Source organism: Oceanobacillus longus, assembly GCF_042650085.1.
Lineage (GTDB): Bacteria > Bacillota > Bacilli > Bacillales > Amphibacillaceae > Oceanobacillus > Oceanobacillus longus.
The window spans coordinates 936,016-961,367 of record NZ_JBHSAO010000001.1 but is presented as its reverse complement, the minus strand read 5'-3'; the positions used below and the strand labels follow the sequence as shown (position 1 = coordinate 961,367).

The following is a 25,352-nucleotide window of genomic DNA, read 5'->3' as shown; positions in this document are numbered from 1 at the left end:
AGGGGGAGTCAATTGAGTATTCATAAAGTGATTGGTGAAAGAATGTCTAAAATCCTTCATGCGCAGCAAAACTTGAGGCCCGGTCAAATAATTCAAGGTAAAATCCTTAAAATTTATCCGGACAATAAGGCACAGATTCAGCTTGGCAGTCAAAGAATGATTGCACAATTGGAAGCATCCCTTTCTATTGAAGGAAAGTATCACTTTCAGGTACAAGCTTCAGATGAACTGATTCACCTGAAAGTGCTTGGTGGTCAATTGCAGTCGCAATCAAGAAATGTTGCCTTGAATCTTATGGGGCAACTTGGCTTGAAAGCAACAAAAAGCAACATTTCATTCATGCAGAAAATGGTTCGTGAGAATATCCCATTTGATCGATCACAGGTGAATAATGCTTTACAGATATTAGATACAGCAAAACAAAAGGTGAAAGCCGAGCAAGTATTAATGGAGATGATCGCTCGTAAGTTACCAATCACAGAAAATGTATTTAATGCGTTAGAAGCAACAAAGCGTACAGACCTAACAAATCAAATGCGAGAAATGGTTCAGCAACTGAAAAACGGCTCGATAAATATGGACCTCTCGATTAAATTGGAACAATTGACAGAGCCTCCTAGGAATCAGAAAGAATCAATGCTCAGACAAATTATTACAGATAATAATAGTAACAGACAGCATGTTTTCCAAGTCTTGAAGTCGGTGGGCATCTTGAGCCCAACTATAGACTTTACGTCCTGGAAATCGGAATGGAAACAATTGGAAGTATTATTAAGACAGAACGATACACCTTTGACTAAAACAGATATAAGAATGCCCTTTCAATTAAATACAAATACAGTTGTACAAGTTATGGAACAAGTAGATGATAATAAACAAGTTCTATTTACAGAATCCAAGGAAATATTGAATCAAATGGAAGCTAAATTAAGACAATCTATATTAACAAGTTCTGTATTAATACAGGAGGATTTTTCCAGTCTGAAAGAGCAATTAACACAAAAAATTGCACCACAGTTGTCAGTTGAACAGGGACAATTCATTAAGGCTTTTTCAAATAATCCGGTACAGCTCGAACGTGTGTTAACGTTGTTGCAGACATTTAATGATCAGCGAACTTTTACTCATTTAAGCACTACCTTAGAGGCGATTAAAATGGACAGTCTATTTAGTAATGCTTCTCCAAAAGAACAGTTTTCACAACAAATTAATCAAGTACTGAAATATATGGGGCTATCTTATGAAAATCAACTATCGACTAATTTAAAGGAAGAAAATCAGAGCATTAAATCGATGCTGCTGCAGCTCGGACAGATGAGTGATGGACCCTTACAGGAAAAGGCTGGACAGCTGATCCATTATATTAATGGAATGCAAATAAATTCGGTAAGTGAATCGGCAAACTTTATTCAGGCTTCCCTTCAAATTCCGGCTGAAAAATGGGGGTTAAATAAAGATATGGAGCTTGAGTTTGAGAGTAGAAAAACAGCAGATGGAAAAATTGATCCGGATTATTGTCGGATACTGTTTTATTTGGACCTCGAACATTTGAAGCAAACGGTCATCGATATGAATATTCAAAAGCGATCTGTTTCAGTCACGATATACAATGATGAATATCCCAAATTAAAGAATAATACAATGCCTTTTCAGCCTGTATTAATACAAGGATTGAATTCACTAAATTACCACCTATCTTCTGTTCATTTTAAACCCTTGCAGGAACAGAAAATAACAAACAGAGAAACAACCAAATTCTATCATTCTTCTTATCAAGGAGTTGATTATCGCGTATGACAGAAAAACGTAATAAGGCTGCCGCACTCAGGTATGATCAAAAGAAAAATCCTGTACCAACGGTTACGGCTCAAGGAAAAGGTCTGGTTGCTGATGAAATCATTAAGAAGGCTAGAGAAAATGAAGTTCCTATTCTGGAAGACGCTTCACTTGTCGAGCTGCTTTCGGAACTCAATATAAACGAAACGATTCCAGAAGAATTATATCAGGCTGTTGCAGAAGTGTTTTCCTTTATATATCATGCTGATAAGAAAATGAAATTGAGAGATTAGAAGTCAAAGCTAAATGAATTTAAAAAAACAAATTTCTCTATTTCTTGTGAAATTTGTTTTTTTTTTATACAATGGTATTGCAATGAAATTGATAGGAGGATGGAATATGAACATTCACGAGTATCAAGGTAAAGAAGTTTTACGCCAATTTGGTGTGAAGGTTCCTAATGGCTATGTAGCCTATACTGTTGATGAGGCAGTTCAGGCTGCAGAGAAGCTCGGCACTTCTGTAACCGTTGTCAAGGCGCAGATTCATGCCGGCGGTCGTGGGAAAGCCGGTGGAGTTAAAGTTGCTAAGAACTTAGAAGAAGTTCGTACATATGCGGATGAAATTCTTGGAAAGACACTTGTAACACATCAGACAGGTCCTGAAGGTAAAGAAGTTAAACGTTTACTTATTGAAGAAGGCTGTGACATTAAAAAAGAATATTACGTAGGTGTCGTGCTTGACCGTGCTACTTCACGTGTTGTGTTCATGGCATCTGAAGAAGGCGGTACAGAGATCGAAGAAGTTGCAGAAGCGACTCCTGAAAAAATCTTCAAAGAGGTTATCGATCCAGTTGTCGGTCTATCTCCCTACCAAGCTAGAAGATTAGCATTTAACATCAATATTCCTGATGAGTTGATAGGAAAAACGGTTCAATTTATGACAGCATTATATAATGCGTTCGTTGAAAAGGACTGTTCCATTGCAGAAATCAATCCACTCGTTACAACAGGTGATGGACAGGTTATTGCGTTGGATGCGAAATTAAACTTTGATGATAATGCGTTATATCGCCAAAAAAATATCATGGAACTTCGTGATCTTGAAGAAGAAGACGAAAAAGAAATTGAAGCATCCAAATATGATTTGAGCTATGTTTCATTGGATGGAAATATTGGCTGTATGGTAAATGGTGCCGGACTTGCGATGTCTACAATGGATATTATTAACCATTATGGCGGAGACCCCGCTAACTTCCTTGATGTTGGGGGCGGCGCGACAGCAGAAAAAGTAACAGAAGCGTTTAAAATTATTTTGTCCGATTCAAATGTTAAGGGTATTTTCGTTAATATTTTTGGTGGAATCATGAAGTGTGACGTAATTGCTGAAGGTGTTGTAGAGGCAACAAAACAAGTCGGATTGGAATTACCGCTAGTCGTGCGTTTGGAAGGTACGAATGTTGATAAGGGTAAACAAATTCTTGAAGAGTCAGGATTAAACATCACTTCAGCAACATCAATGGCTGATGGTGCAGAGAAAATTGTTTCCATGGTCAGCTAATTTCGAGAAAAATTGGCTTATTGCCAAGCTCTAATGGTGAAATTCTTAGTTGCACTTATACTGATTTCCTATAAAGGTTATACTTTTCCATCAGTGTGAGAAAACCTTTATTCTTACTATAGAAAGGACGGACGAAAATGGGTGTTTATGTTAATAAAGATACGAAAGTAATTGTCCAGGGAATTACAGGCGGAACAGCTAAATTCCATACAAAACAAATGCTTGAGTATGGCACAAAAATCGTAGGTGGAGTAACACCTAAAAAAGCTGGTTCAGAAGTGGAAGGAGTGCCAGTATTTAATACAGTTAAAGATGCCGTAGATACTACTGGTGCAACTGCGTCTGTAATTTACGTACCTGCGCCATTTGCTGCGGATGCAATTATAGAAGCGACGGATGCAGAATTGGATTTGGTTATTTGTATTACCGAACATATACCAGTGTTGGATATGGTAAAAGTTAAACGTTATATGGAAGGTAAGAAAACACGTTTAGTTGGACCGAATTGTCCTGGAGTAATCACAGCTGATGAAACTAAGATTGGTATTATGCCGGGGTATATTCATAAAAAAGGACACATCGGTGTTGTATCAAGATCTGGTACGTTAACTTATGAAGCGGTACATCAATTAACAGAAGCAGGTTATGGTCAAACATCTGCAGTTGGAATTGGTGGAGACCCGGTAAATGGTACAAACTTTATTGATGTTTTAAAAGCATTCAATGAAGATCCGGAAACGGAAGCTGTCGTAATGATTGGCGAAATCGGCGGAACAGCTGAAGAAGAGGCTGCTGAATGGGTGAAAGCGAATATGACTAAACCTGTTGTTGGCTTTATTGGAGGAGCAACTGCACCTCCAGGAAAGCGTATGGGACATGCAGGCGCAATTATCTCTGGCGGTAAAGGTACTGCTGCAGAAAAAATACGCGTGATGGAATCATGTGGGATTGCAGTAGCAGAAACCCCTGCAGTAATGGGAGAAACTATGATTAAAGTACTTAAAGAAAAAGGCTTGGACGAAAAATGTAAAACGCATTAACAAAAGTGGAAGCAACTGTTAGTCAGACTTTACTTCGGAACCTGGATTTTTCTTCTAGGTTCCGTTTCTATATTTTTTCGAAAGGAATGTTGTCTATTGGAATCTTTACGAAATAAATTAATACATTTACATCGATGTCGTGGTATAACCCGAAGATTTATTCGCAAACTCCTTCAATATGATCCCACATTAAACGAAATCTACCGTTTGACCCAACCAGAAATGGCGAGACGATACTCCCTCCCGGGAAAAAATGCCACTTTATTATTTTCCGATCTTCATAATCTAGCTTTAAGACAAAAGATTTTCCGCGATATGGAAAAATTTAAAATCATCACAATAGTTGACGAAAGTTATCCACCTATGTTAAATACAATAAAAGACGCCCCAATTGTATTATATGCAATCGGGGATCTTACCTTATTATCCTATTCCCCGGCTTTAAGTGTAATCGGTACAAGAAAACCAACAATGGAAGCTTCACAAAAAATGGAGATTTTCGTGAAACCGCTTGTCAAAGAGAAATGGGTAATTGTTAGTGGAATGGCAATGGGCATAGATAGTTTAGCGCATAAAATTACGCTTGGTCATAATGGTAAAACAATTGCTGTTTTGGGTGGAGGGTTTCATCATATCTATCCAAAGCAAAACATATCTCTTTTTCATCAAATTGCTAAACATGGACTTGTATTGTCGGAATATCCTCCAGACCTTTCGCCGGCCAGGTATCATTTTCCTGAAAGAAATCGTATAATTAGTGGATTAGGGTTCGGAACCCTTGTTATTGAAGCTACCGAAAGAAGTGGTACGTTAATAACGGTTGAACAAGCTCTTGATCAGGGCAGGGAAGTATTTGCTGTTCCAGGTTCTCCGCTGCAGCCCCAAACAAAGGGTTGCCATCAAATGATACAAGATGGTGCAAAACTGGTTCATGAAGCTGTGGACATTTTAGAAGAATGGGATGTAATCAGCAAATTAACAACATAATTAATTCTTTACATGAAAACAGAAGGAACAATACTAGCAAGTTTGACAAATTTAAATTATAAATTTAGTATTAGGAAAGATTTCCAATCGTAAATTGTCAACCTCACTTTAGGAGGCACTATCATGTCAGATTATCTGGTAATCGTTGAATCGCCAGCGAAAGCAAAAACGATTGAACGCTATTTAGGAAAAAAATATACGGTGAAAGCATCAATGGGTCACATTCGTGACTTGCCCAAAAGTCAAATGGGTGTTGATGTTGAAGATAACTATAAACCAAAGTACATCACCATCCGCGGAAAAGGCGATGTACTTAAAGAATTAAGAAAGTCAGCTAAAAAAGCGAAGAAAATATATCTCGCAGCCGATCCAGACAGAGAGGGAGAAGCGATTGCCTGGCATTTGGCTCATATTTTAAACGTAGATGAGACCTCAGATTGCCGAGTAGTATTTAATGAAATTACAAAAGATGCAATCAAAGAGTCATTCAAACATCCGCGTGCAATTGATTTGGATCTAGTTGATGCACAACAAGCAAGAAGAATTCTGGATAGACTTGTAGGTTACAATATCAGCCCACTACTTTGGAAAAAAGTTAAAAAGGGGCTAAGTGCAGGGCGTGTTCAGTCTGTTGCACTTAAAATGATTTTGGACCGGGAAAAAGAAATTGAAAGTTTTGAACCAGAAGAATATTGGTCCATTGATGCGCAGTTTCAAAAGGATCAGGAAATATTCGAAGGTTCCTTTTATGGAATTGATGGTAAGAAGGCAGATTTGAAAACAGAAAAAGACGTAGAAGAAATTAAATCAAGATTAGATGGAAACAAATTTACCATAGATAAAGTGAACAAACGGGAACGAAAAAGAAATCCAGCTCAGCCCTTTATCACATCGTCCCTACAACAGGAAGCAGCCAGAAAGTTAAACTTCCGTGCAAAGAAGACAATGATGATTGCCCAACAATTATATGAAGGAATTGATTTGGGCAGAAAAGCAGGAGGCATTACAGGGCTGATTACGTATATGCGTACAGATTCAACTCGCATTTCAGAAACAGCTAAACAAGAGGCTAAATCCTATATCGAAGAAAATTACGGGAAAGAATATCTTGGGGTTTCGAAAACTGTAAAAAATAAAGAAGGTGCTCAGGACGCTCACGAAGCAATTCGTCCTACAGCTACACTAAGAGACCCAAAAACGTTAAAAGATGTTCTTTCTCGGGAACAACTGCGTTTATACAAACTGATTTGGGAACGGTTCGTTGCAAGTCAAATGTCTCCAGCTGTAATGGACACGATGACGGTACATTTATTGAATAATGATGTTGAATTTCGTGCTACCGGTTCCAAGATAAAATTCAAGGGATTTATGAGAGTGTACGTTGAGGGGACAGATGATAACAAAAAAGTAGAAGATAAATTGCTTCCGGATATGGTTGAAGGAATGACTGTAGATTCCAAAGAAATAACACCGAATCAACATTTTACACAGCCACCTCCGAGGTATACCGATGCCAGATTGGTACGTACAATGGAAGAGCGAGGTATTGGACGTCCTTCCACGTATGCACCAACATTGGATACAATTCAGCGCAGAGGCTATGTGACAATGGACAACAAACGATTTGTTCCGACAGAGCTTGGGACGATTGTATGTGAATTAGTAGAAGAATTTTTCCCTGAAATTATCGATGCTGATTTTACCGCAAGAATGGAAACGGACTTGGATTCCATTGAAGAAGGACAAATTGAATGGATGAAAATTATCGATGGATTCTATGGAAACTTTAGTAAGCGATTGGATGTAGCTGAAAAAGAGATGGAAAAGATTGAGATTAAAGATGAGCCAGCAGGTATTGATTGTGAAAACTGTGGTCATGAAATGGTATATAAAATGGGTAGATATGGTAAATTTCTTGCGTGCTCCAACTTTCCAGAATGCCGAAATACAAAACCAATTTTAAAAGAGATTGGTGTAAAGTGCCCGAAATGTAAAGAAGGAAATGTGGTAGAAAGAAAATCAAAGAAACGAAGAACTTTCTATGGTTGTGATCAGTTTCCAGAATGTGACTTTGTTTCATGGGATAAACCAATCGCAAGACCCTGTCCAAAATGTGAATCTCTCTTAGTCGAAAAGAAAACCAAAAAAGAGACGCAGGTTCAGTGTACGGATTGTGAATACAAAGAAGTAGTACAAAATTAGCTGTTCATTTATTGAGCAGCTTTTGTTTTTGTTCATTTACGTGCTCGAGTGAAAGTTTTAATCGTTCGTAAGATGGGAATTGTCTACTATACTAAAGGAGGCAATTTAAATGTCAGATCTTAAACGTTATTTTGTAACCGTAGATACAAAAGAAATAAGAGAAATATCGATAGATGATAATCAGGTGGAATATGAAATTATGGCTGATGAACAGGATTTAATACGAATAAAACAAATGTTCAGCTCTATGGAAAAGGAATCGAAGGATGCAATTGAAGATAGTCATTTTAGGCCCTTTGATGAAGAAAAGGTAGAAAATGAAAGAGACACATATGAAGATTCCTTAATGGATGTTTATAAAAGGTTGTATGAGCTTGGTACGGATGAAACAAAAGAAAAAATAAAAGAATTGGGAATAATTAAGTAGTAAGTTGGCTATAAAGAGTATTAGGGTGTTCACAAAAAATTCACTGTATTTCATTTTTAGAAGTAATTATATATCGATTTATTGACTATCTTTATTCAAATCGATATAATTACGCATTGGTAAGTCAAATTACTTTACAGTCGTATTAATCAAATGTATGTGCAATCTCGAGATATATGGTACATGTTAGACTAAGTAAGTTATAATTTGATTCAGAATTTTGTTGCAATTTAGTTAAATTAATTGCTTTATCTTATGGAATATGCTATGATTTATCCGCTGTTCGATGAGGTGAAAATATTGACTAATTTTAAGAAATACAGTGAAGCATTTGTAGAGTACTTGCAGATTGAGAAAAATGCATCACCCTATACCGTGAAGTATTATCGGAATGATCTGGAAATTTTCTTTAACTTCTTAAATCAAGAAGGAATTCATAATCTGAATGAAATCGAGCAACGAGATGTAAGGTTATTTCTGACTACTTTATATGATCAGCAACTTAGCAGAAGATCCGTATCTAGAAAAATTTCTTCTTTGAGAAGTTTTTACAAATTTTTGGAACGGGAAGAACTGGTTAATACCAATCCGTTTGTTCACATATATTTACCTAGGTCTAGTAAGTCGGTTCCGGGGTTTTTATATATGGAAGAATTGGAAAAACTGTTTGAAGTAAATGATATGACTAAACCAGCAGGTCAACGAGACCAGGCACTTCTTGAAGTGTTATATGGTACTGGAATACGGGTGAGTGAATGCCAGGGGCTTAAACTAATGGATATCGATTTTTCAATCGGCACCATTTTTGTTAAAGGTAAGGGTCGGAAAGAACGTTATGTTCCCTTTGGACGGTTTGCGGAAATTGCTTTGGAGGCGTACATACATGAGGGCAGGCTAAAGTTACTGGAAAAAACCGATACTTCATCAGATATTGTCTTCTTAAATGTTCGAGGTAAGCCACTTACAAACAGAGGGATACGTACAATACTAAATAAAATAGTTGAAAGAGCGGCATTGACCGTTCATGTCCATCCGCATAAGTTACGGCATACGTTTGCAACTCATATGCTGAATGAAGGCGCAGATCTTCGTACTGTGCAGGAATTGCTAGGTCATGAAAGTTTATCCTCAACACAGATTTACACGCATGTTACAAAAGATCATCTCCGTGATGTCTATATGAAAAGTCATCCACGGGCAAAAGGTGAAAACAGGGAATAGTGAGGTGAAATGGATGACGAATGAAATGCATGCAACTACCATCTTCGCAATTCAGCACAACGGACAGTGTGCAATGAGTGGTGATGGGCAGGTTACTCTGGGAAATGCTGTTGTGATGAAACACAAAGCTAAGAAAGTTCGTACCCTGTATGATGGGAAAGTCTTAGCGGGTTTCGCTGGTTCTGTAGCTGATGCCTTTACGTTATTTGAGAAATTCGAGAGTAAACTTCAGGCATTCAATGGAAACTTAACCAGAGCATCTGTTGAGCTTGCGCAGGAATGGCGTACGGACAAAGTACTGCGCAAGTTAGAAGCAATGCTTATCGTCATGAATAGGGATAATATGTATTTGGTCTCAGGTACAGGGGAAGTAATTGAACCAGATGATGGTATATTGGCTATTGGTTCTGGCGGGAATTATGCCCTAAGTGCAGGCAGAGCACTTGTTAGACATTCAAGTGATTTAACTGCAAAAGATATAGCCCAGACAGCATTGGAAGTTGCCGGCGAAATCTGTGTTTACACAAATGATCATATTACGTTGGAAGTACTTGATTAATAAAGGAGGTTTTTCCTTAGGATGGGGATAAATTACACTCCAAAACAAATTGTAGATCAATTGGATAAATATATTATCGGTCAACAGCAGGCGAAAAAGTCAGTAGCAGTTGCCCTAAGAAATCGATACAGACGTATGCAACTTGATGATCATTTAAAAGAGGAAATTGTACCAAAGAACATCTTAATGATCGGACCTACTGGTGTTGGTAAAACAGAAATTGCAAGGAGACTTGCAAAACTAGTAGGGGCACCATTTGTGAAAGTGGAGGCCACTAAATTTACTGAAGTTGGTTATGTTGGCCGTGATGTAGAATCAATGGTTCGTGACCTTGTCGAAATGTCTGTTCGAATGGTAAAGGAAGAAAAGATGAAGGACGTCATGGGGACAGCAGAACAGGAAGCAAATAAAAAACTTGTGAAACTGCTAGTTCCAGGGGCGAAAAAACAATCTGGTGTTAAAAATCCTTTTGAAATGCTTTTTCCTAATCAGAATTCAGGTAATGACAACCCTTCACAAGAAGAGGATAAAGATGAGGAAATCAGGAATAAACGGCAACGAATTGAACACCAATTAGCTTTAGGTGAGTTAGAAGATCATATGGTAACAGTAGAAATAGAGGAGGTTCCTCCATCTATGTTTGACATGCTGCAGGGTTCAGGCATGGAACATATGGGAATGAACATGCAAGATGCATTTGGACAATTCATGCCTTCGAAAAAGAAAAAGCGCAAATTGCCAGTTTCTGAAGCTAGGAAAGTGATAACACAGCAAGAAGCTCATAAGCTCGTTGATATGGATGAAGTTACTCAAGATGCGGTTAAGCGGGCAGAGGAAACGGGTATACTCTTTATTGACGAGATAGACAAAGTCGCGGGAAAGCAAGATTCTACTGCCAATGTTTCCAGGGAAGGTGTACAACGTGATGTGTTGCCAATTGTAGAAGGATCAACAGTTGTAACAAAACACGGACCTGTCAAAACGGACCATATGCTATTTATTGCTGCAGGAGCTTTTCATATGTCTAAACCGTCTGATTTGATTCCGGAACTTCAAGGGAGATTTCCAATTAGAGTTGAACTTGAAAAATTGTCGGTTGACGACTTTAAGCAGATACTTACCGAACCGTCCAATGCTTTAATCAAACAATATCAGGCTCTGATAAAAACGGAAGGTATAAATGTAGTTTTTACAGACGAAGCTATAGATAGACTTGCAGAAATTGCCTTTCAGGTAAACCAGGATACGGATAATATCGGAGCAAGAAGATTGCACACAATCCTTGAAAAATTACTGGAAGACTTATCTTTTGAGGCATCTGATATAACGATGGAAAAAATTGAAATCACGCAAAACTATGTAGATCAGAAATTAAATTCTATTGTACAGAACAAAGACTTAAGTCAATTTATACTATAATTTTTATAATTGAAATGGAGGATCATCATGGATCTATTAAATCGCGCAAGAAAAATCAACGCAATGTTACAAAAAGCAACAGGAAAGTCAGTTAACTTTAACGAAATGTCTGCATCACTGAGAGATGTAATCAAAGGGAATGTTTATATTGTAAGCAGACGTGGAAAATTACTAGGATTCGCTGTCAATCAGGAAATAGAAAATGAACGTATGCGATCAATGCTTGAAGAGAGACAGTTTCCTCAAGAATATACAGAGGGGCTTCATGATATTCGTGAAACTACAGCTAACTTGGATATAAATAGTACACACACCGTTTTTCCTGTTGAAAATAAAGAATTGTTTAAGGACGGTTTAACTACCATTGTACCAATCATTGGTGGTGGAGAACGTCTTGGTACTTTAATATTAGGAAGAGTCGATGACAGTTTTAATGATGATGATCTTTTACTAGCAGAATACGGTGCAACCGTAGTAGGTATGGAAATTCTGCATGAGAAAACAGAAGAAATTGAAATGGAAGCAAGAAGTAAAGCAGTTGTACAAATGGCAATCAGTTCACTTTCGTACAGTGAGTTGGAAGCAATTGATCATATCTTTGAAGAATTAAATGGTAACGAAGGATTATTAGTAGCGAGCAAAATTGCTGATAGAGTTGGAATTACACGTTCCGTAATCGTTAATGCACTAAGGAAATTAGAAAGTGCTGGAGTTATTGAATCTCGTTCCCTTGGAATGAAAGGTACTTATATTAAAGTACTAAACAGTAAGTTCCTAGTGGAATTGGAAAAACTTCGCTCGAGATAAATGTATCTTAAAATGGATATAAAGATAATAAAAAGCTAGCAGACGCTAGCTTTTTTATTATGTAGGAGTTTATGCCTATTATATAAAATTGTTATTACAAGTCAAATATGTCAAAAAACAATTTCTTAAAATAATTAATGATAAAAATAATGACTCGATACATCATTTTAGGGTTTTTATAGATATTATTTCCATAAAAAGGTTAACTGATGATGATATAAGACTAGTTAATTGTAACTATTTTATTTTTATATGGAGGAATTTGTCGAAAAGTAATAGACTTTGACTAGGTAATAATTTACAATATTCGTAGAAGGTACTGAAATTATGACTGTCTAATTAAAAATAGATTAAGGAGTTACCAAGGATGAATTTATTTGGAGGAACAATTAACAAGTTGGAGCAATCACTTGATTATGCAACAGCTAAAAATAATGCAATATCAAATAATATCTCCAATGCGGATACACCGGGCTATAAATCCCAAGAAGTAACTTTTAAGAGTGCTTTAAATGATGCATTATCATCTTCTCTACAAGCTAAACGAACCAATGAAAAACACATCCCCTTCAACTCTACCCAAAATTTTCCATACCGTATAGCTACAAATTCAAATACAACCTATAACCATAATGGAAATAATGTTGATATTGACAAAGAAATGACGGAGCTTGCAAAAAATCAGATTTACTATAATGGGGTAGTTGATCGGATTAATGGTAAGTTTGGAAGCTTGCAAACAGTGATAAGAGGAGGTAGCTAAAGTATGTCAATCTTTACTTCTATGAATACGAGTGCCAGTGCTTTGACTGCGCAAAGACTTCGCATGGATGTCGTCTCGTCTAATATTGCCAATGCACAATCCACGAGGGCCGTGTTAAATGAAAATGGGGAATATGAACCGTACCGAAGAAAAATGGTAGTGATGCAATCCGAGGGAAGTAATTTTAAATCCATGCTGCAAAATGCCTCGAATACGAGTGGAGCAACTGGTGTGAAAGTTTCAGGAATTGTGGAAGATGAAAAACCTTTCAAACTTGTATATAACCCAGATCATCCGGATGCAAACGAAGCGGGTTATGTGGAGATGCCTAATGTTGATCCGTTGCAGGAAATGGTTGATATGATGAGTTCGACAAGATCCTATGAAGCTAATATTACTACACTCAATGCAAGCAAAAGCATGTTGATGAAAGCATTGGAAATCGGCAAATAGAAAATAAGGAGTATCAACTATGACTATTTCAATAAATGATGTTTCACAAGCTTTAAATGCTAATCAACTGAACTCCAAACCATCTGTAACTCCAGGGGAAGCTCAAGCGTCATTTGCAGACTCCCTAAAAGGTGCCATTGGAAATCTGAATACGATTCAAATGGAGTCAGATAGCAAGACAGAAGGACTAGCAAATGGCAATATAGACGATTTACATGATGTAATGATCACTGCCCAAAAAGCAAGTATTACGCTCGAGACAACAGTGCAAGTACAAAAGAAAGTTATCGATGCCTACAATGAAATTATGAGGATGCAAGTATAAACATAAACCTAGGACTAAAATTCAAGTTAATATAAATTCTCTAATTGATTATCGATAATTTATTGCACTTTGGTGGGGGAAAATATGAAGGAAAATCTTTTAAAATGGAAAGAGACGATAACTACTTTTTGGACGAGCCGTACAAAGGGCCAGAAGGGAATATTTCTGGGCGTCTTTATTGCAGCGGTGTTATTCATTGCGGTGTTGTCTCTTACTAGTACAAATACTAAAAATGTACCGTTATATAATAATTTGTCACTACAGGAAGTAGGACAAATTAAAGCAGAGCTGGATGTTAGAGGAGTTCCATATGAGTTAAGCGACGGTGGTACAACAATAACTGTTCCAGAAGAACAAGTTGAAACATTACTTGTAGATTTAGCAGGAATGGGTTTGCCGAACAGCGGTAATATTGATTATTCCTTCTTTAGTGAAAATACTTCATGGGGCATCACAGACAATGAATTTAATATCATGAAACTTGATGCAATGCAATCCGAACTTGCTAATTTGATACAAAGTATAGATGGTATTGAAGATGCTCAGGTCATGATTAATATGCCTGAGGATCCTGTCTTTGTCAGCGAAGCAGTTGGTGAAGCAAGTGCTTCCATCGTATTGAACACACAACCAGGTTATCAATTTCAAGGTAATCAAGTAGAGTCACTCTATCATTTAGTTTCTAAAGCAGTTCCTAATCTATCAGCAGATAATATTGTAATTATGAATCAATATTTTGAGTACTTTGACAGAAACAGTCAAACAGCCTCGGGTTCTCAGGATACTTATACATACCAGCAAACAGTAAAAAAGGATATTGAACGTGATATTCAGAGAAGGCTCCAACAAATGCTCGGTGCAATGGTCGGTGCGGAGAATGTACTCGTCTCCGTTACTTCTGACATTGATTTTACCCAGGAAAACCGAACAGAAGAACTGGTGGAGCCAGTTGATATAGAAAATGTCGAAGGTTTACCGGTGAGTTTGGAAACAATTCAGGAATCGTATAGTGGAGATGCTGCTGGTGGAGTAACAGGAACCGGTGAAGAAGATGTTACCAACTATCCAGCAGGTGAAAACGGCGATGGAGACTATGAATTGGATAAAGAGACAATCAATTATGAATTTAACCGCATTCGGAAAGACATTGTTGAAAGTCCCTATAAAGTCAGAGATCTTGGAATCCAGGTTGCTGTTGATAATGTAACGGATGCTAACGGAAATAATATTGAATATTTATCCCAACCTGAACAAGCAGCCGTTGAAGAAGGGTTCTATTCTATCCTTGATTCGATAGTGGGTACAACAATCGATGCAGATTATGGAGAAATTGTTCCAGAAGAAAAAATCTCTATTGTATTTCAGGAATTCTCGGAAAGTCCAACGGTTATGGAAACAGCAAATCCTGTGATTCCAACATGGATGTACATTGTTGGTGCGGTTTTACTGATTGTTATCATACTACTTATTGTTCTATTGATTCGAAACAGAAACAAAGAAGAAGAAATAATAGAAGAGACAGTTACAGAGCCGGTGATGATGGAAGTTCCTGATATGCCACAGGAGGAAGAATCAGAATCAGTAGTAAGAAGAAAACAATTGGAAAAGATCGCGAAAGATAATCCGGAAGACTTTGCTAAATTATTGAGAAGCTGGATCGGGGAAGAGTAGGGGGGAATACTTGATGGCAAGACAAAGAGCTACATTAACCGGAAAGCAAAAGGCAGCAATTCTTTTAATCTCCTTAGGTCCAGATGTTTCAGCACAAGTTTATAAGTATTTGTCAGAAGAAGAAATTGAAAAGTTGAGCTTGGAAATATCTTCTGTGAAGAAAGTGGATTCCGGATTAAAAGAAGATGTAATTGAACAATTTCACCAAATTGCTTTAGCACAGGATTATATAACACAGGGCGGGATTGGTTATGCGAAGAATGTATTGGAAAAAGCTTTCGGAAAACAGGAAGCATCCAATATTATTAACAGGCTGACTTCTTCATTACAAGTTAGGCCGTTTGACTTCGCCAGGAAAGCCGATCCTCAACAAGTTCTAAATTTTATACAAGGTGAGCATCCCCAAACAATCGCATTGGTGTTGTCCTATTTGGATTCCGAGCAAGGGGGGCAAATCTTGTCTTCCTTACCGCAGGAAATGCAGGCGGATGTGGCCAAGAGAATTGCTACAATGGATTCGACATCACCTGAAATTATTAGTCAGGTGGAACAGGTCTTAGAAAGAAATATTTCTGCATCCGCAACAGAAGATTACACACAAACAGGTGGAATTCAGGCTGTTGTTGAGGTATTGAATGGTGTTGATCGAAGTACGGAACGAACGATACTTGATGCGCTAGAAATTCAGGACCCAGAATTGGCAGATGAAATTAAAAAACGCATGTTTGTATTTGAAGATATTGTGATTCTTGATAATCGTGCAATTCAGCGTGTTATCCGAGAAGTTGAAAATGAGGATCTTAGATTATCACTTAAGGTTGCAAGTGATGAGGTTAAAGGAGTCGTATTCCAAAATATGTCTCAGCGTATGGCTGAAACATTTAAAGAAGAAATGGAATATATGGGGCCTGTAAGACTACGAGATGTGGAAGAAGCTCAAACGAGAATCGTAGGTGCCATTCGCAGGTTAGAAGATATCGGGGAAATAGTCATCGCCAGAGGCGGGGGAGACGATATCATTGTCTGAATCAGAAAACAATAAGTATCCGAATCAGAAGTTAATAAAGATTAAACCAATAGAACTGCCAAGAAAAGATCCGGAGTATGAACCAATTGAGTTGGAAAAGAACAGGGAAGTTATTCAGCAAAGAATCGAATCGATGAAACAAGAACTCCTTGAATTAGCACAAAAGAAACAACAATTAATTGACCAAACGAATCAAATGATATTGCAAGAGAAAGAGAATTGGCAGGAAGAGAAAGAACAATTAATTCGAGATGCAAAGCAGGAAGGTTATGCTGCAGGCTTTGACAAGGGTAAAATAGATGGGCATTCAGAATATCGAGACAAGCTGCAACAAGCAAACCTCATTATTGATGCTACAACAAATGATTATCACGCTACCATTGAAAAAAGTGATGAAGCCATCTTACAACTTGCAGTGAGTATAGCTGCTAAAATTTTGAATCATCAAATTTCGGCGACTAGTTCTTCATTTATGGAGATTGTTAAAAGAGCAATTAAAGAAATTAAAGATCAATCCGTAGTAACCATTAATTTGCATCCAACAAATTTTGACTTCGTTATGCAGCATAAAGAAGAGCTACGGCGGAGCCTTGAAAAGGATACGAAACTTTCTATATATATCGATGAGAGGCTTGCGGAAAATGCTTGTTTAATTGAACATCCATTTGGACAAATTGATGCAAGTGTTGATACACAATTAATAAAAATTCAGGAAGCATTGCAGGATTATTTAATGGAGAAAAAATCATGAATCGTACTGAATATTTATCAGTAATCGAAAAGGTTGATACCTATAAACGGTATGGTAAAGTACTCCGAGTTGTAGGGCTAATGATTGAATCGGAGGGGCCTGCAGCAAATATAGGTGAAGTTTGTTATATTCATGCATCTTCAAGTGAAAGTTCTCTCATTGTTGCAGAAGTAGTTGGCTTCAATAATGAGAAAATTATTCTCATGCCTTACTCAGAAGTTACCGAAATTGGACCTGGTTGCTTGGTTGAATCGACAGGGAAGCCATTATCTGTAAAAGTAGGAAGGTCACTTCTCGGCACGGTTGTAAACTCATTGGGAAAACCGCTCGATAACGAATCATCTTTACCAAAAGGACTAAGCAATTATTTAACAAATCAGTCACCGCCAAATCCGATGACCCGACCACCAATTAGAAAACCAATCCAAGTTGGTGTCAAAGCAATCGATTCTTTATTGACAATGGGCGAAGGACAGAGGGTAGGGATATTTGCTGGAAGTGGCGTAGGGAAAAGTACTTTACTTGGAATGATTGCGAGAAATAGTAGTGCTGATATCAATGTAATTGCACTAATAGGTGAACGCGGTCGTGAAGTGAGGGAATTTATCGAACACGATCTAGGTGAAGATGGATTGAAGAAGTCTATTGTAGTTGTAGCAACCTCAGATCAGCCAGCTTTAATGCGTATTAAAGGGGCATATACAGCAACAGCGATTAGTGAGTATTTTCGGGATCTTGGCTATAAGGTAAACCTTATGATGGATTCTGTAACACGAGTAGCAATGGCACAAAGGGAAATTGGCTTAGCAATTGGTGAACCTCCTACAACAAAAGGATATACACCCTCCGTTTTTTCCATCCTGCCTAAACTGCTGGAAAGAACCGGGACAAATGCGTTTGGGACCATTACTGCTTTTTATACAGTACTTGTTGATGGCGACGATATGAATGAACCTATCGCAGACGCAGTTCGTGGAATCTTAGACGGTCATTTTATCATGGATCGGAAGCTGGCGGAAAGAGGGCAGTTTCCTGCAATTAATGTTCAACGATCGATTAGTCGTGTGATGAATATGGTTGCAGATCAGGAACATAAGGAGGCAGCTCAACAGATTCGTAGGTTGATAGCTATCTACGAAGAGAATAGTGAATTAATTAACATTGGTGCATATAAGCGAGGTACGAATCAGGAAATTGATCGAGCAATTTCTTATTATCCTAAAATACAAGATTTTTTAAAGCAAGACGTTTTTGATCGAAATTCCTTGCAAGAAACTGTTCAATTGATGAAAAACCTGCTTAACGGAGGAATGAGTTAATGGCAGAAACGCTAGCATTTACTAAGATATTAAATTTATGTGAAAATGAAAAAGATATAGCCCAGAAAGCATACTATCAATCGATGAATTCGTTTGAAAAAACAGCCTCAGAACTTTATACCTTATTGAGGAAAAAAGAAAATGCGGAAGAATCTTATGACTTTTATATTCAATCACCGACCCCAATTGAACAAATAAAAGTACAGGCATTATATATAGAGAAATTGAACAAACAGATTAACGAATTGCAACAAGTTGTTCAAAGAGCAAGAAATGATATGGAATCCAAACAAGTATCACTATCAGATGCACATGTAGAAGTAAAAAAATTTGAAAAGATTATTGAGATTCGAAATGACGCGGATGAGAAATTAAAAAAACGAGTGGAAAGTAATTTTATGGATGAAATATCCATTACACAATATTTTGGCCACAAAAATAGGTGAAGCAAATGGTTGATAAAACGACAGATGATAAGAAAAAAATGAATCCCTTTCTATGGTTTATATTTGCAATCGTGTTTCCCCTTATAATTATCATTACACTCGTAATCGTTGTGATGGGAGTAGCCGGTATAAATGTCATTGATTGGGCAAAAGAAAAAGGGAATACTATTCCGATCATTTCAGATGTGGTCACGACAGATGAAGAAAAGGGAATAGAACTTGAGGAACAACAAGCACAAGCTGTCAATGAAGATAAAGACAATGAAATACTAGAATTAAATCAGCATATCACTGACCTTGAAGCTACAATCAATTTGCTGGAACAGGAGATTCTAAAACTGGAAAATAATCAGTCAGTAGCGGGTGTTGAAGAAGAAGAAGAGTCAATTGAGGAAGGTACAGGGGAGCAGGGGGTTGATGCTGTTATAAGTTCCTATGAAGAAATGAAAAGCAAACAAGCAGCATCCATTCTTCAAAATATGGAAACGGAACCGGCATTACTGATTTTACAGGAAGTTTCTGATGAAGCACGTGGCGATATTCTTGAAGCGATGGACCCAGAAACTGCTGCTGAATTTACGCAGCTTCTTATATCAAATGAAAGCTAAAGATATAATTTGAAAGGAGGTGAAAACTTGAAAAGCGTCGGAATGATGATTCAGCAAGTACAGTCTGGACAAGGTTCAAGCGGTAAATCAAAAGTCGTTATGGGAGAACAAGCAAAGCAATTTCAAAGGCAACTCAATCAAAGCTCCCTTAGCTATATATATGAAGGGGAAGATGCAGATTCTAAGGTGAACCAAAATAATGAAGTACCATTATCTGTTTTGGAGGAGTTACCTGAAGACTTGCAGGATTTGCTAATGGATCATGAATTAACGGGCAGCATGTTTCTGAATTTGATCAATCAGGATAATTCCAGTGATGATCAAGCTTTAATACCGTCATTCGATTCTGATTCTATTCCTGAAGAATTGCTCGGATACAAGAACCAGATCATGGCTGCAATGGGAGATATCAAGGTTGATAATATAGCAGTTAATGACAATCCGAAATTTATTCGCTTAATAGATAGTAATCCAATTCAAACAGATTCAAATCGGATCAAAACAGATAATCCAACAATGCAAAAGCAATTTGCATCATTAATTTCTCAAGCATTAGAATTGATTTCCAAACTAAACACTCAAGAAGATATCCAAAAAGCATCTCCAAAAATTTTGGAATTGCTGCAACAATGGAAGAATTTGAGCAAAAGCACAGGTAATAAGGACATGATTCATCAACAAATTCTTGTCAATAATGATGAATCGGGTGATCTTGGTGTCTTTAAAAATGTACTGGAAACTTTTCAAAAGAGAGAGCACTTTGCGGGGAAACACCTATACGATACAGATTCTAAAGTAACGGCTACCGATATATCTAAATGGATCAGTAAAGCATTGGAAACCGATAAAATAAACACCCAGCAGGTTTCTTTAAATGTTTCGATGCCGATTTCTAAATTGGAACAATATGCAATCTATATTAATCAGTCGCAAACCATAAAATCTGCAGATGATCAATTGATGGAACAGTTTACTAAAATTATGAATTCCAGTAAGTTGTCTTCCGCGCCGAATGGAATGAATCAATTATCGATCACATTGCGACCTGATCATTTAGGAGAGATGATGGTTCGTTTCACTCAAATTAACGGAGAAATGACAGTGAAAATACTTGTTATCTCAGCAGCTGCCAAAGAAATGCTCGAATCCAATATTCATCAGCTGAAAAGTATGTTCTCTCCACATCAGGTAGTGGTTGAAAAGCAGGAGTTAAACGCTCAATCAGCCAATACCCAAAAGGAACAGGAAGGTGAGCAGTTGAAAGATCAGGGAGAGCAATCGTCTGGGCAATCAAATCAAAAGGATAATCAGAGCGGAGATACAAGTTTTGAACTTCAATTTGAAGAACTGCTAATGAATGAGAAAGTGTAGGTGGAGGTAATGACAACAATTGACACTTCGTTATATCTAAGCAATCAGCCGAAGACAAGAATACCCAGTGCTGACCTTGGAAAAGATGAATTTTTAAAAATATTGATGACGCAATTGCAAAATCAAGATCCTACGAGTCCGATGGATGACACACAGTTTATCTCACAAATGGCCCAATTTTCTTCACTGGAGCAGACGATGAACATGACGAAATCGATTGATACATTGGTACAAAGTCAGCTCATTTCACCTGTGATTAAATATAGCCATATGATTGGGAAAGAAGTAACCTACCAGGCAATCGATCCAGATACAGGAAAAGAATCAGGAAGCACCTCAAGCAAAGTAGTAGCTGTCAGTCAAAACGAAGGATGGGCTGTACTTGAACTGCAAACCGGTGAAAAAATTTATGCAGATGCCGTTACGCAGGTCACTGAACCGGAATTGAATGATAAAACTGAACAAGATGTAGATGCGTAAAGGGAGGGAATGGAAATGGATCATCGGATTCATCAAGTCCCACAAAATGCATTACAATATCCACTTGGATCCAAGACAAAGCAACCTGTTGAAGCAAGTAATTTCCATGAAATTTTAGCACAACAGCAGCAACCATTAAAAATCAGTAAACATGCTTCACAGCGTTTAACAGAACGAAATATTCATATTGATGATAACCAGTGGCAGATGATAGGAGAAAAAATGCAGGAAGCAAAGCAAAAGGGTATTACCGATTCACTGATCGTGACGAACAAAGCAGCATTGCTCGTAAACGCTAAAAATCATACAGTAGTAACTGCAATGGACCGTGAAGAAGCAACAAGTAGAATTTTTACAAATATTAATGGTACGATTTTAATCAATGACTAGGCTGGACCCTTATGGGAAGCCATTATCAGCTGTTGACTGACAGATACAGCTGTTACTAAAAATTAAAGGGGATAACAAACATGTTACGCTCAATGTATGCAGGAATTTCAGGAATGAAGAACTTTCAAACAAAATTAGATGTTATCGGGAACAATATTGCAAATGTAAATACTTCAGGTTATAAAAAAGCTACTGTATCTTTTCAAGATTTGATGAGTCAAACAACAACCGGAGCTCAAGGAGCAACAGATACTCGTGGTGGGATTAACGCCTCTCAAGTTGGTTTAGGTTCAAAGCTAGGAGCAATCAGCAATATTCATACACAAGGGTTTCAGCAAACTACAAACAACCCTCTTGACCTTGCTATCGAAGGAGACGGAATGTTTGTCGTAGAGGAAGCGGATGGAGCCACTTACTATACTAGGTCGGGAAATTTCTACCTGGATGATAATGGGGATGTTGTAAATGCAAATGGACTATATTTACAAGGTTTACAAGGGAATATAACTATTCCTGCAAATGCTCAAAGCTTCAGCATTCAAACAGATGGAACTGTAAATTATATTGATGGAACTGGTACTACACAAGTAGCTGGACAAATAGGCCTTGCGAGTTTTTCAAATCCGGCGGGCTTACAAAAAGATGGAAGCAATTTATATTTAGACTCACCTAATGCTGGATTAGTTCCCGGACTCGTCACCCCTGAAGCAGATGGTGCTGCATCAATCGTAAGCGGGTCTTTGGAAATGTCGAATGTTGATTTGGCAGAGGAATTTACGGAGATGATTACTGCACAGCGTGCATTCCAGGCTAATACAAGAATCATCACAACATCCGATGAGATTCTTCAAGAGCTAGTTAACTTAAAACGATAGTAGGGAGGTAGGGAGTATACTTTTTTTAACCGTATACTCCCGCCATATAAATATGATTAATTTAAAAAGGCTGAATGGTGACTCTTTTATGCTTAATGCAGTTTTAATTGAACAGGTGCAGTCCTTACCGGATACGACGATTTCCTTAATTAACGGTAAAAAGATAGTGGTGAAGAACGAGGCATCCGAGGTTACCGGAATGATAGCGGAATATTATCAGCTAATAGGGTTGCAGCGAGTACTAAAAGAGGTGGGTGAAGAGAATGAGTAGGTTAGTAAAAACAATGATTACATCTTTAGTAATATTATTAATAGGTGCTATTGCAGCTTTGGTAGTTGTTCTGAACGTAACCGGTCAAAGCGAAGAAAGTGAAGCACAAACAATTGATGACATTGTGGAATATTCCTATGAATCACCTGAAATTACGACAGACCTTGAAGATGGAACTTTTGTAAGAATTCAATTCCAAATTGTGACAGACGGAAAAAAAGCGAAAGAGGAAATCAGTAAGCGCGATTTTCAACTGAAAAATATTCTGATTAAAGAACTGGCGACAAAAACAGAAGAAGACTTCAAATCAGGACTAGCTGAATTGGAGCAAGTAGTTTTGACAAAGCTTAATGAATTAATGACTGAAGGACAAATTACTGAAGTATATACAATAAATAAGATACTTCAATAGAATTTAGACTCCTACCGGGAGGTGAGTATGGTTAATGGATGAAGTTCTTTCACAAAACGAAATAGATGCTTTGTTATCTGCAATTACTTCAGGAGAAATGAATGCTGAGGAGTTAAAGAAAGAAGAGCAGGAGAAAAAAGTGCGTGTCTACGATTTTAAACGTGCTTTACGTTTTTCCAAAGATCAAATTAGAAGTATTTCGCGGATTCATGAGAATTATGCCAGAATGCTGACAACCTTTTTCTCATCACAGCTTAGAAGTTATGTAAATATTACAGTGACATCGGTTGATCAAGTACCATATGAAGAATTCATTCGTTCTATTCCTAAGATGACGGTGTTAAATGTTTATAGTGTTGCACCATTGGATGGAAATCTGATTATGGAGGTTAATCCGAACATTGCATATGCTTTACTCGATCGAATTTTGGGTGGTAAGGGTAATACGATAAACAAGAGTGATAGTTTAACGGAAATAGAAAAGTTGCTTTTAAGTCAGATCTTTGAAAAAGCCGTTGGGACGTTACAGGAAGCATGGAGCTCCGTTATCGAGATAGATCCGGTTTTGGAAGAATTTGAAGAGAACCCGCAATTTCTGCGAATGGTTGCCCCAAATGAAACAGTTGTTGTTGTATCACTTACAACCGCTATAGGTGAGACAACAGGCATGATTAATATTTGCATACCGCATATTATTTTAGAACCTATTATTCCAAAGCTTTCTGCACATTATTGGATGCAAAAGACAAAGACTACTAGAGATAATCAAGCATTTACGAAAATGTCAAAAAATCTCATCCAAGCAGAAGTTGAATTGAAAACGATACTCGGCGAAACGACCATTTCAATCAATGATTTTTTGAAATTCGATAAAGATAATATCATAGCTTTGGATCAGAAGATTGACTCGCCGCTTAAATTGGCAGTTAATAACGAACCAAAATTTTATGTTCAGCCAGGCAAGTTCAAAAAAAGAATGTCAGTACAAATTTTAGAAGAAATAAATGGGGTGAACGAAGATGATGAATGATGGTATGCTTTCACAGGATGAAATAGACGCTCTACTTAATCTATCGGATGACAATGAAGGGTCCAAACCGACAGAGCAGAATTATCTCTCCGATATAGAAATAGACACTTTAGGTGAGATTGGAAATATTTCCTTCGGGAGCTCAGCAACAACTTTGTCGACACTCTTAAATCAGAAAGTGGAGATTACCACTCCAGTAGTAAATATAATTGAAAGAGATAAGCTGAATAATGAATTTACATTTGAACCGGTAAGTGTCCAGGTGAATTACATAGAAGGATTCATTGGGAAAAATGTATTTGTAATTAAAGCGACCGATGCAGCGATTATTGCCGATATCATGCTTGGTGGTGACGGAAAAAACCCAGACACTGAAATGAACGACATTCATATAAGTGCTGTACAGGAATCAATGAACCAAATGATGGGAGCTGCTGCGACAAGTATGTCTACTGTTTTCAATAAGCGCGTGGATATTTCCCCGCCTTCTATATTAAACAGTGATGGTAGTATTGGTACTGCAGTTATTTTTGATGAAGATGTATATGTGAAAGTATTCTTTAAATTAACAGTGGGAGATTTAATAGATTCTAATATGATGCAACTAATTCCTTTGCAATTTGCAAAACAATTAGTAGATCAATTACTGAATGCTGATGATAAAGAGGCAGCTGCGGCGTTAGAATTAGAGGATCCTGTTGTAAGTCAGAAACAGTCCAATAGGATGCAGGAACCCACTTCACATCGTGAACAGTTATACACAGAAGCAAACAAGGAAATACCAAAGCAACAACATATAGGGAATGAGAACATCGCTAAGTCGGCACCGGTTCAACAGGCGTATTTCTCCAATTTTGAAAAAGTAGAGTTGAATAGCAATGAACATCGAAATCTGGATATGCTTCTTGATATTCCTTTAAAAGTAACCGTTGAGCTTGGTCGCACGAAGAAATCGATTAAAGATATATTAGATTTATCATCTGGTTCAATTATAGAATTGGACAAGCTTGCAGGGGAACCGGTTGATATACTAGTAAACGAAAAGTTGGTTGCTGAAGGTGAAGTAGTCGTAATCGAAGAAAACTTCGGTGTGCGTGTTACAGATATTATTAGCTTATCAGACCGTATTATGAAACTAAAATAATAGATTATAGGGGGATTA

General features: G+C 37.4%; 28 protein-coding genes. All 28 read left to right on the top strand.

Going from position 1 to position 25,352, the window contains the following annotated elements; translation table 11 throughout:
* Window positions 1-12: 12 nt before the first annotated feature.
* The 28 genes from ACFOUV_RS04965 to fliY all read left to right on the top strand — a co-directional run bounded on the left by ACFOUV_RS04965 (window position 13) and on the right by fliY (window position 25,334).
* The gene (locus ACFOUV_RS04965) at window positions 13-1,797 is read left to right on the top strand and encodes a hypothetical protein (RefSeq protein ID WP_379495646.1); all 1,785 of its coding nucleotides are present in this window, start codon (window positions 13-15) and stop codon (window positions 1,795-1,797) included.
* Window positions 1,794-2,069, top strand: a complete 276-nt coding sequence (locus ACFOUV_RS04960) for an EscU/YscU/HrcU family type III secretion system export apparatus switch protein (RefSeq protein WP_379495645.1) — start codon at window positions 1,794-1,796, stop codon at window positions 2,067-2,069. Before ACFOUV_RS04965 ends, ACFOUV_RS04960 begins: the two co-directional genes overlap by 4 nt.
* A gap of 106 nt (window positions 2,070-2,175) precedes the next feature.
* Complete coding sequence (gene sucC / locus ACFOUV_RS04955; protein ID WP_379495644.1) at window positions 2,176-3,336, top strand: ADP-forming succinate--CoA ligase subunit beta; 1,161 nt, start codon at window positions 2,176-2,178, stop codon at window positions 3,334-3,336.
* A 137-nt stretch (window positions 3,337-3,473) separates the two neighbouring features.
* Window positions 3,474-4,376, top strand: coding sequence for a succinate--CoA ligase subunit alpha (gene sucD, locus ACFOUV_RS04950; RefSeq protein ID WP_379495643.1), 903 nt, complete (start codon window positions 3,474-3,476; stop codon window positions 4,374-4,376).
* A gap of 315 nt (window positions 4,377-4,691) precedes the next feature.
* Entirely contained in the window at window positions 4,692-5,363 is a 672-nt protein-coding gene (gene dprA / locus ACFOUV_RS04945) for a DNA-processing protein DprA (protein ID WP_379495642.1), read from the top strand.
* A 123-nt stretch (window positions 5,364-5,486) separates the two neighbouring features.
* A complete protein-coding gene (gene topA / locus ACFOUV_RS04940; protein WP_379495641.1) occupies window positions 5,487-7,565 on the top strand; it encodes a type I DNA topoisomerase in 2,079 nt (692 codons plus the stop codon).
* A gap of 109 nt (window positions 7,566-7,674) precedes the next feature.
* Window positions 7,675-7,992, top strand: a complete 318-nt coding sequence (locus ACFOUV_RS04935; RefSeq protein WP_379495640.1) for a hypothetical protein — start codon at window positions 7,675-7,677, stop codon at window positions 7,990-7,992.
* Between the two features lie 300 nt (window positions 7,993-8,292).
* On the top strand, window positions 8,293-9,213 hold the full coding sequence (gene xerC, locus ACFOUV_RS04930; RefSeq protein WP_379495639.1) for a tyrosine recombinase XerC: 921 nt from the start codon (window positions 8,293-8,295) through the stop codon (window positions 9,211-9,213).
* A gap of 13 nt (window positions 9,214-9,226) precedes the next feature.
* On the top strand, window positions 9,227-9,772 hold the full coding sequence (gene hslV, locus ACFOUV_RS04925; RefSeq protein WP_379495638.1) for an ATP-dependent protease subunit HslV: 546 nt from the start codon (window positions 9,227-9,229) through the stop codon (window positions 9,770-9,772).
* A 21-nt stretch (window positions 9,773-9,793) separates the two neighbouring features.
* Window positions 9,794-11,191 carry an HslU--HslV peptidase ATPase subunit gene (gene hslU, locus ACFOUV_RS04920; RefSeq protein ID WP_379495637.1) on the top strand — a complete coding sequence of 466 codons (1,398 nt, stop codon included), beginning with the start codon at window positions 9,794-9,796 and terminating at the stop codon, window positions 11,189-11,191.
* A 27-nt stretch (window positions 11,192-11,218) separates the two neighbouring features.
* Window positions 11,219-11,998, top strand: coding sequence for a GTP-sensing pleiotropic transcriptional regulator CodY (codY, locus tag ACFOUV_RS04915; protein WP_379495636.1), 780 nt, complete (start codon window positions 11,219-11,221; stop codon window positions 11,996-11,998).
* Between the two features lie 367 nt (window positions 11,999-12,365).
* Window positions 12,366-12,761, top strand: coding sequence for a flagellar basal body rod protein FlgB (flgB, locus tag ACFOUV_RS04910; RefSeq protein ID WP_379495635.1), 396 nt, complete (start codon window positions 12,366-12,368; stop codon window positions 12,759-12,761).
* Window positions 12,762-12,764: 3 nt separating this feature from the next.
* Window positions 12,765-13,214: a flagellar basal body rod protein FlgC gene (gene flgC / locus ACFOUV_RS04905; RefSeq protein ID WP_379495634.1), complete on the top strand. Its 450-nt coding sequence runs from the start codon at window positions 12,765-12,767 to the stop codon at window positions 13,212-13,214.
* A gap of 19 nt (window positions 13,215-13,233) precedes the next feature.
* Window positions 13,234-13,539: a flagellar hook-basal body complex protein FliE gene (fliE, locus tag ACFOUV_RS04900; protein WP_379495633.1), complete on the top strand. Its 306-nt coding sequence runs from the start codon at window positions 13,234-13,236 to the stop codon at window positions 13,537-13,539.
* 84 nt (window positions 13,540-13,623) lie between these two features.
* Window positions 13,624-15,210: a flagellar basal-body MS-ring/collar protein FliF gene (gene fliF / locus ACFOUV_RS04895; protein ID WP_379495632.1), complete on the top strand. Its 1,587-nt coding sequence runs from the start codon at window positions 13,624-13,626 to the stop codon at window positions 15,208-15,210.
* 13 nt (window positions 15,211-15,223) lie between these two features.
* Window positions 15,224-16,237, top strand: a complete 1,014-nt coding sequence (gene fliG / locus ACFOUV_RS04890) for a flagellar motor switch protein FliG (RefSeq protein WP_379495631.1) — start codon at window positions 15,224-15,226, stop codon at window positions 16,235-16,237.
* On the top strand, window positions 16,230-16,988 hold the full coding sequence (fliH, locus tag ACFOUV_RS04885) for a flagellar assembly protein FliH (RefSeq protein WP_379495630.1): 759 nt from the start codon (window positions 16,230-16,232) through the stop codon (window positions 16,986-16,988). Before fliG ends, fliH begins: the two co-directional genes overlap by 8 nt.
* On the top strand, window positions 16,985-18,307 hold the full coding sequence (fliI, locus tag ACFOUV_RS04880; RefSeq protein WP_379495629.1) for a flagellar protein export ATPase FliI: 1,323 nt from the start codon (window positions 16,985-16,987) through the stop codon (window positions 18,305-18,307). The genes fliH and fliI overlap by 4 nt, the downstream gene beginning before the upstream one ends.
* Window positions 18,307-18,753, top strand: coding sequence for a flagellar export protein FliJ (gene fliJ, locus ACFOUV_RS04875; protein ID WP_379495628.1), 447 nt, complete (start codon window positions 18,307-18,309; stop codon window positions 18,751-18,753). Before fliI ends, fliJ begins: the two co-directional genes overlap by 1 nt.
* A 5-nt stretch (window positions 18,754-18,758) precedes the next feature.
* Window positions 18,759-19,361 carry a MotE family protein gene (locus ACFOUV_RS04870; protein WP_379495627.1) on the top strand — a complete coding sequence of 201 codons (603 nt, stop codon included), beginning with the start codon at window positions 18,759-18,761 and terminating at the stop codon, window positions 19,359-19,361.
* Window positions 19,362-19,388: 27 nt separating this feature from the next.
* Complete coding sequence (locus tag ACFOUV_RS04865; RefSeq protein ID WP_379495626.1) at window positions 19,389-20,732, top strand: flagellar hook-length control protein FliK; 1,344 nt, start codon at window positions 19,389-19,391, stop codon at window positions 20,730-20,732.
* A gap of 9 nt (window positions 20,733-20,741) precedes the next feature.
* Window positions 20,742-21,212: a flagellar hook assembly protein FlgD gene (gene flgD, locus ACFOUV_RS04860; protein ID WP_379495625.1), complete on the top strand. Its 471-nt coding sequence runs from the start codon at window positions 20,742-20,744 to the stop codon at window positions 21,210-21,212.
* A gap of 15 nt (window positions 21,213-21,227) precedes the next feature.
* Window positions 21,228-21,602, top strand: coding sequence for a TIGR02530 family flagellar biosynthesis protein (locus ACFOUV_RS04855; RefSeq protein WP_379495624.1), 375 nt, complete (start codon window positions 21,228-21,230; stop codon window positions 21,600-21,602).
* Between the two features lie 80 nt (window positions 21,603-21,682).
* The gene (gene flgG / locus ACFOUV_RS04850; protein WP_379495623.1) at window positions 21,683-22,477 is read left to right on the top strand and encodes a flagellar basal body rod protein FlgG; all 795 of its coding nucleotides are present in this window, start codon (window positions 21,683-21,685) and stop codon (window positions 22,475-22,477) included.
* A 52-nt stretch (window positions 22,478-22,529) separates the two neighbouring features.
* A complete protein-coding gene (locus tag ACFOUV_RS04845) occupies window positions 22,530-22,748 on the top strand; it encodes a flagellar FlbD family protein (RefSeq protein WP_379495622.1) in 219 nt (72 codons plus the stop codon).
* Window positions 22,741-23,160 carry a flagellar basal body-associated protein FliL gene (gene fliL, locus ACFOUV_RS04840; protein ID WP_379495621.1) on the top strand — a complete coding sequence of 140 codons (420 nt, stop codon included), beginning with the start codon at window positions 22,741-22,743 and terminating at the stop codon, window positions 23,158-23,160. The genes ACFOUV_RS04845 and fliL overlap by 8 nt, the downstream gene beginning before the upstream one ends.
* Before the next feature lie 34 nt (window positions 23,161-23,194).
* Window positions 23,195-24,190 (top strand): flagellar motor switch protein FliM, encoded by a 996-nt coding sequence (gene fliM / locus ACFOUV_RS04835; protein ID WP_379495620.1) that lies wholly within the window; start codon window positions 23,195-23,197, stop codon window positions 24,188-24,190.
* Window positions 24,180-25,334, top strand: coding sequence for a flagellar motor switch phosphatase FliY (gene fliY, locus ACFOUV_RS04830; protein WP_379495619.1), 1,155 nt, complete (start codon window positions 24,180-24,182; stop codon window positions 25,332-25,334). Before fliM ends, fliY begins: the two co-directional genes overlap by 11 nt.
* Window positions 25,335-25,352: the final 18 nt, after the last annotated feature.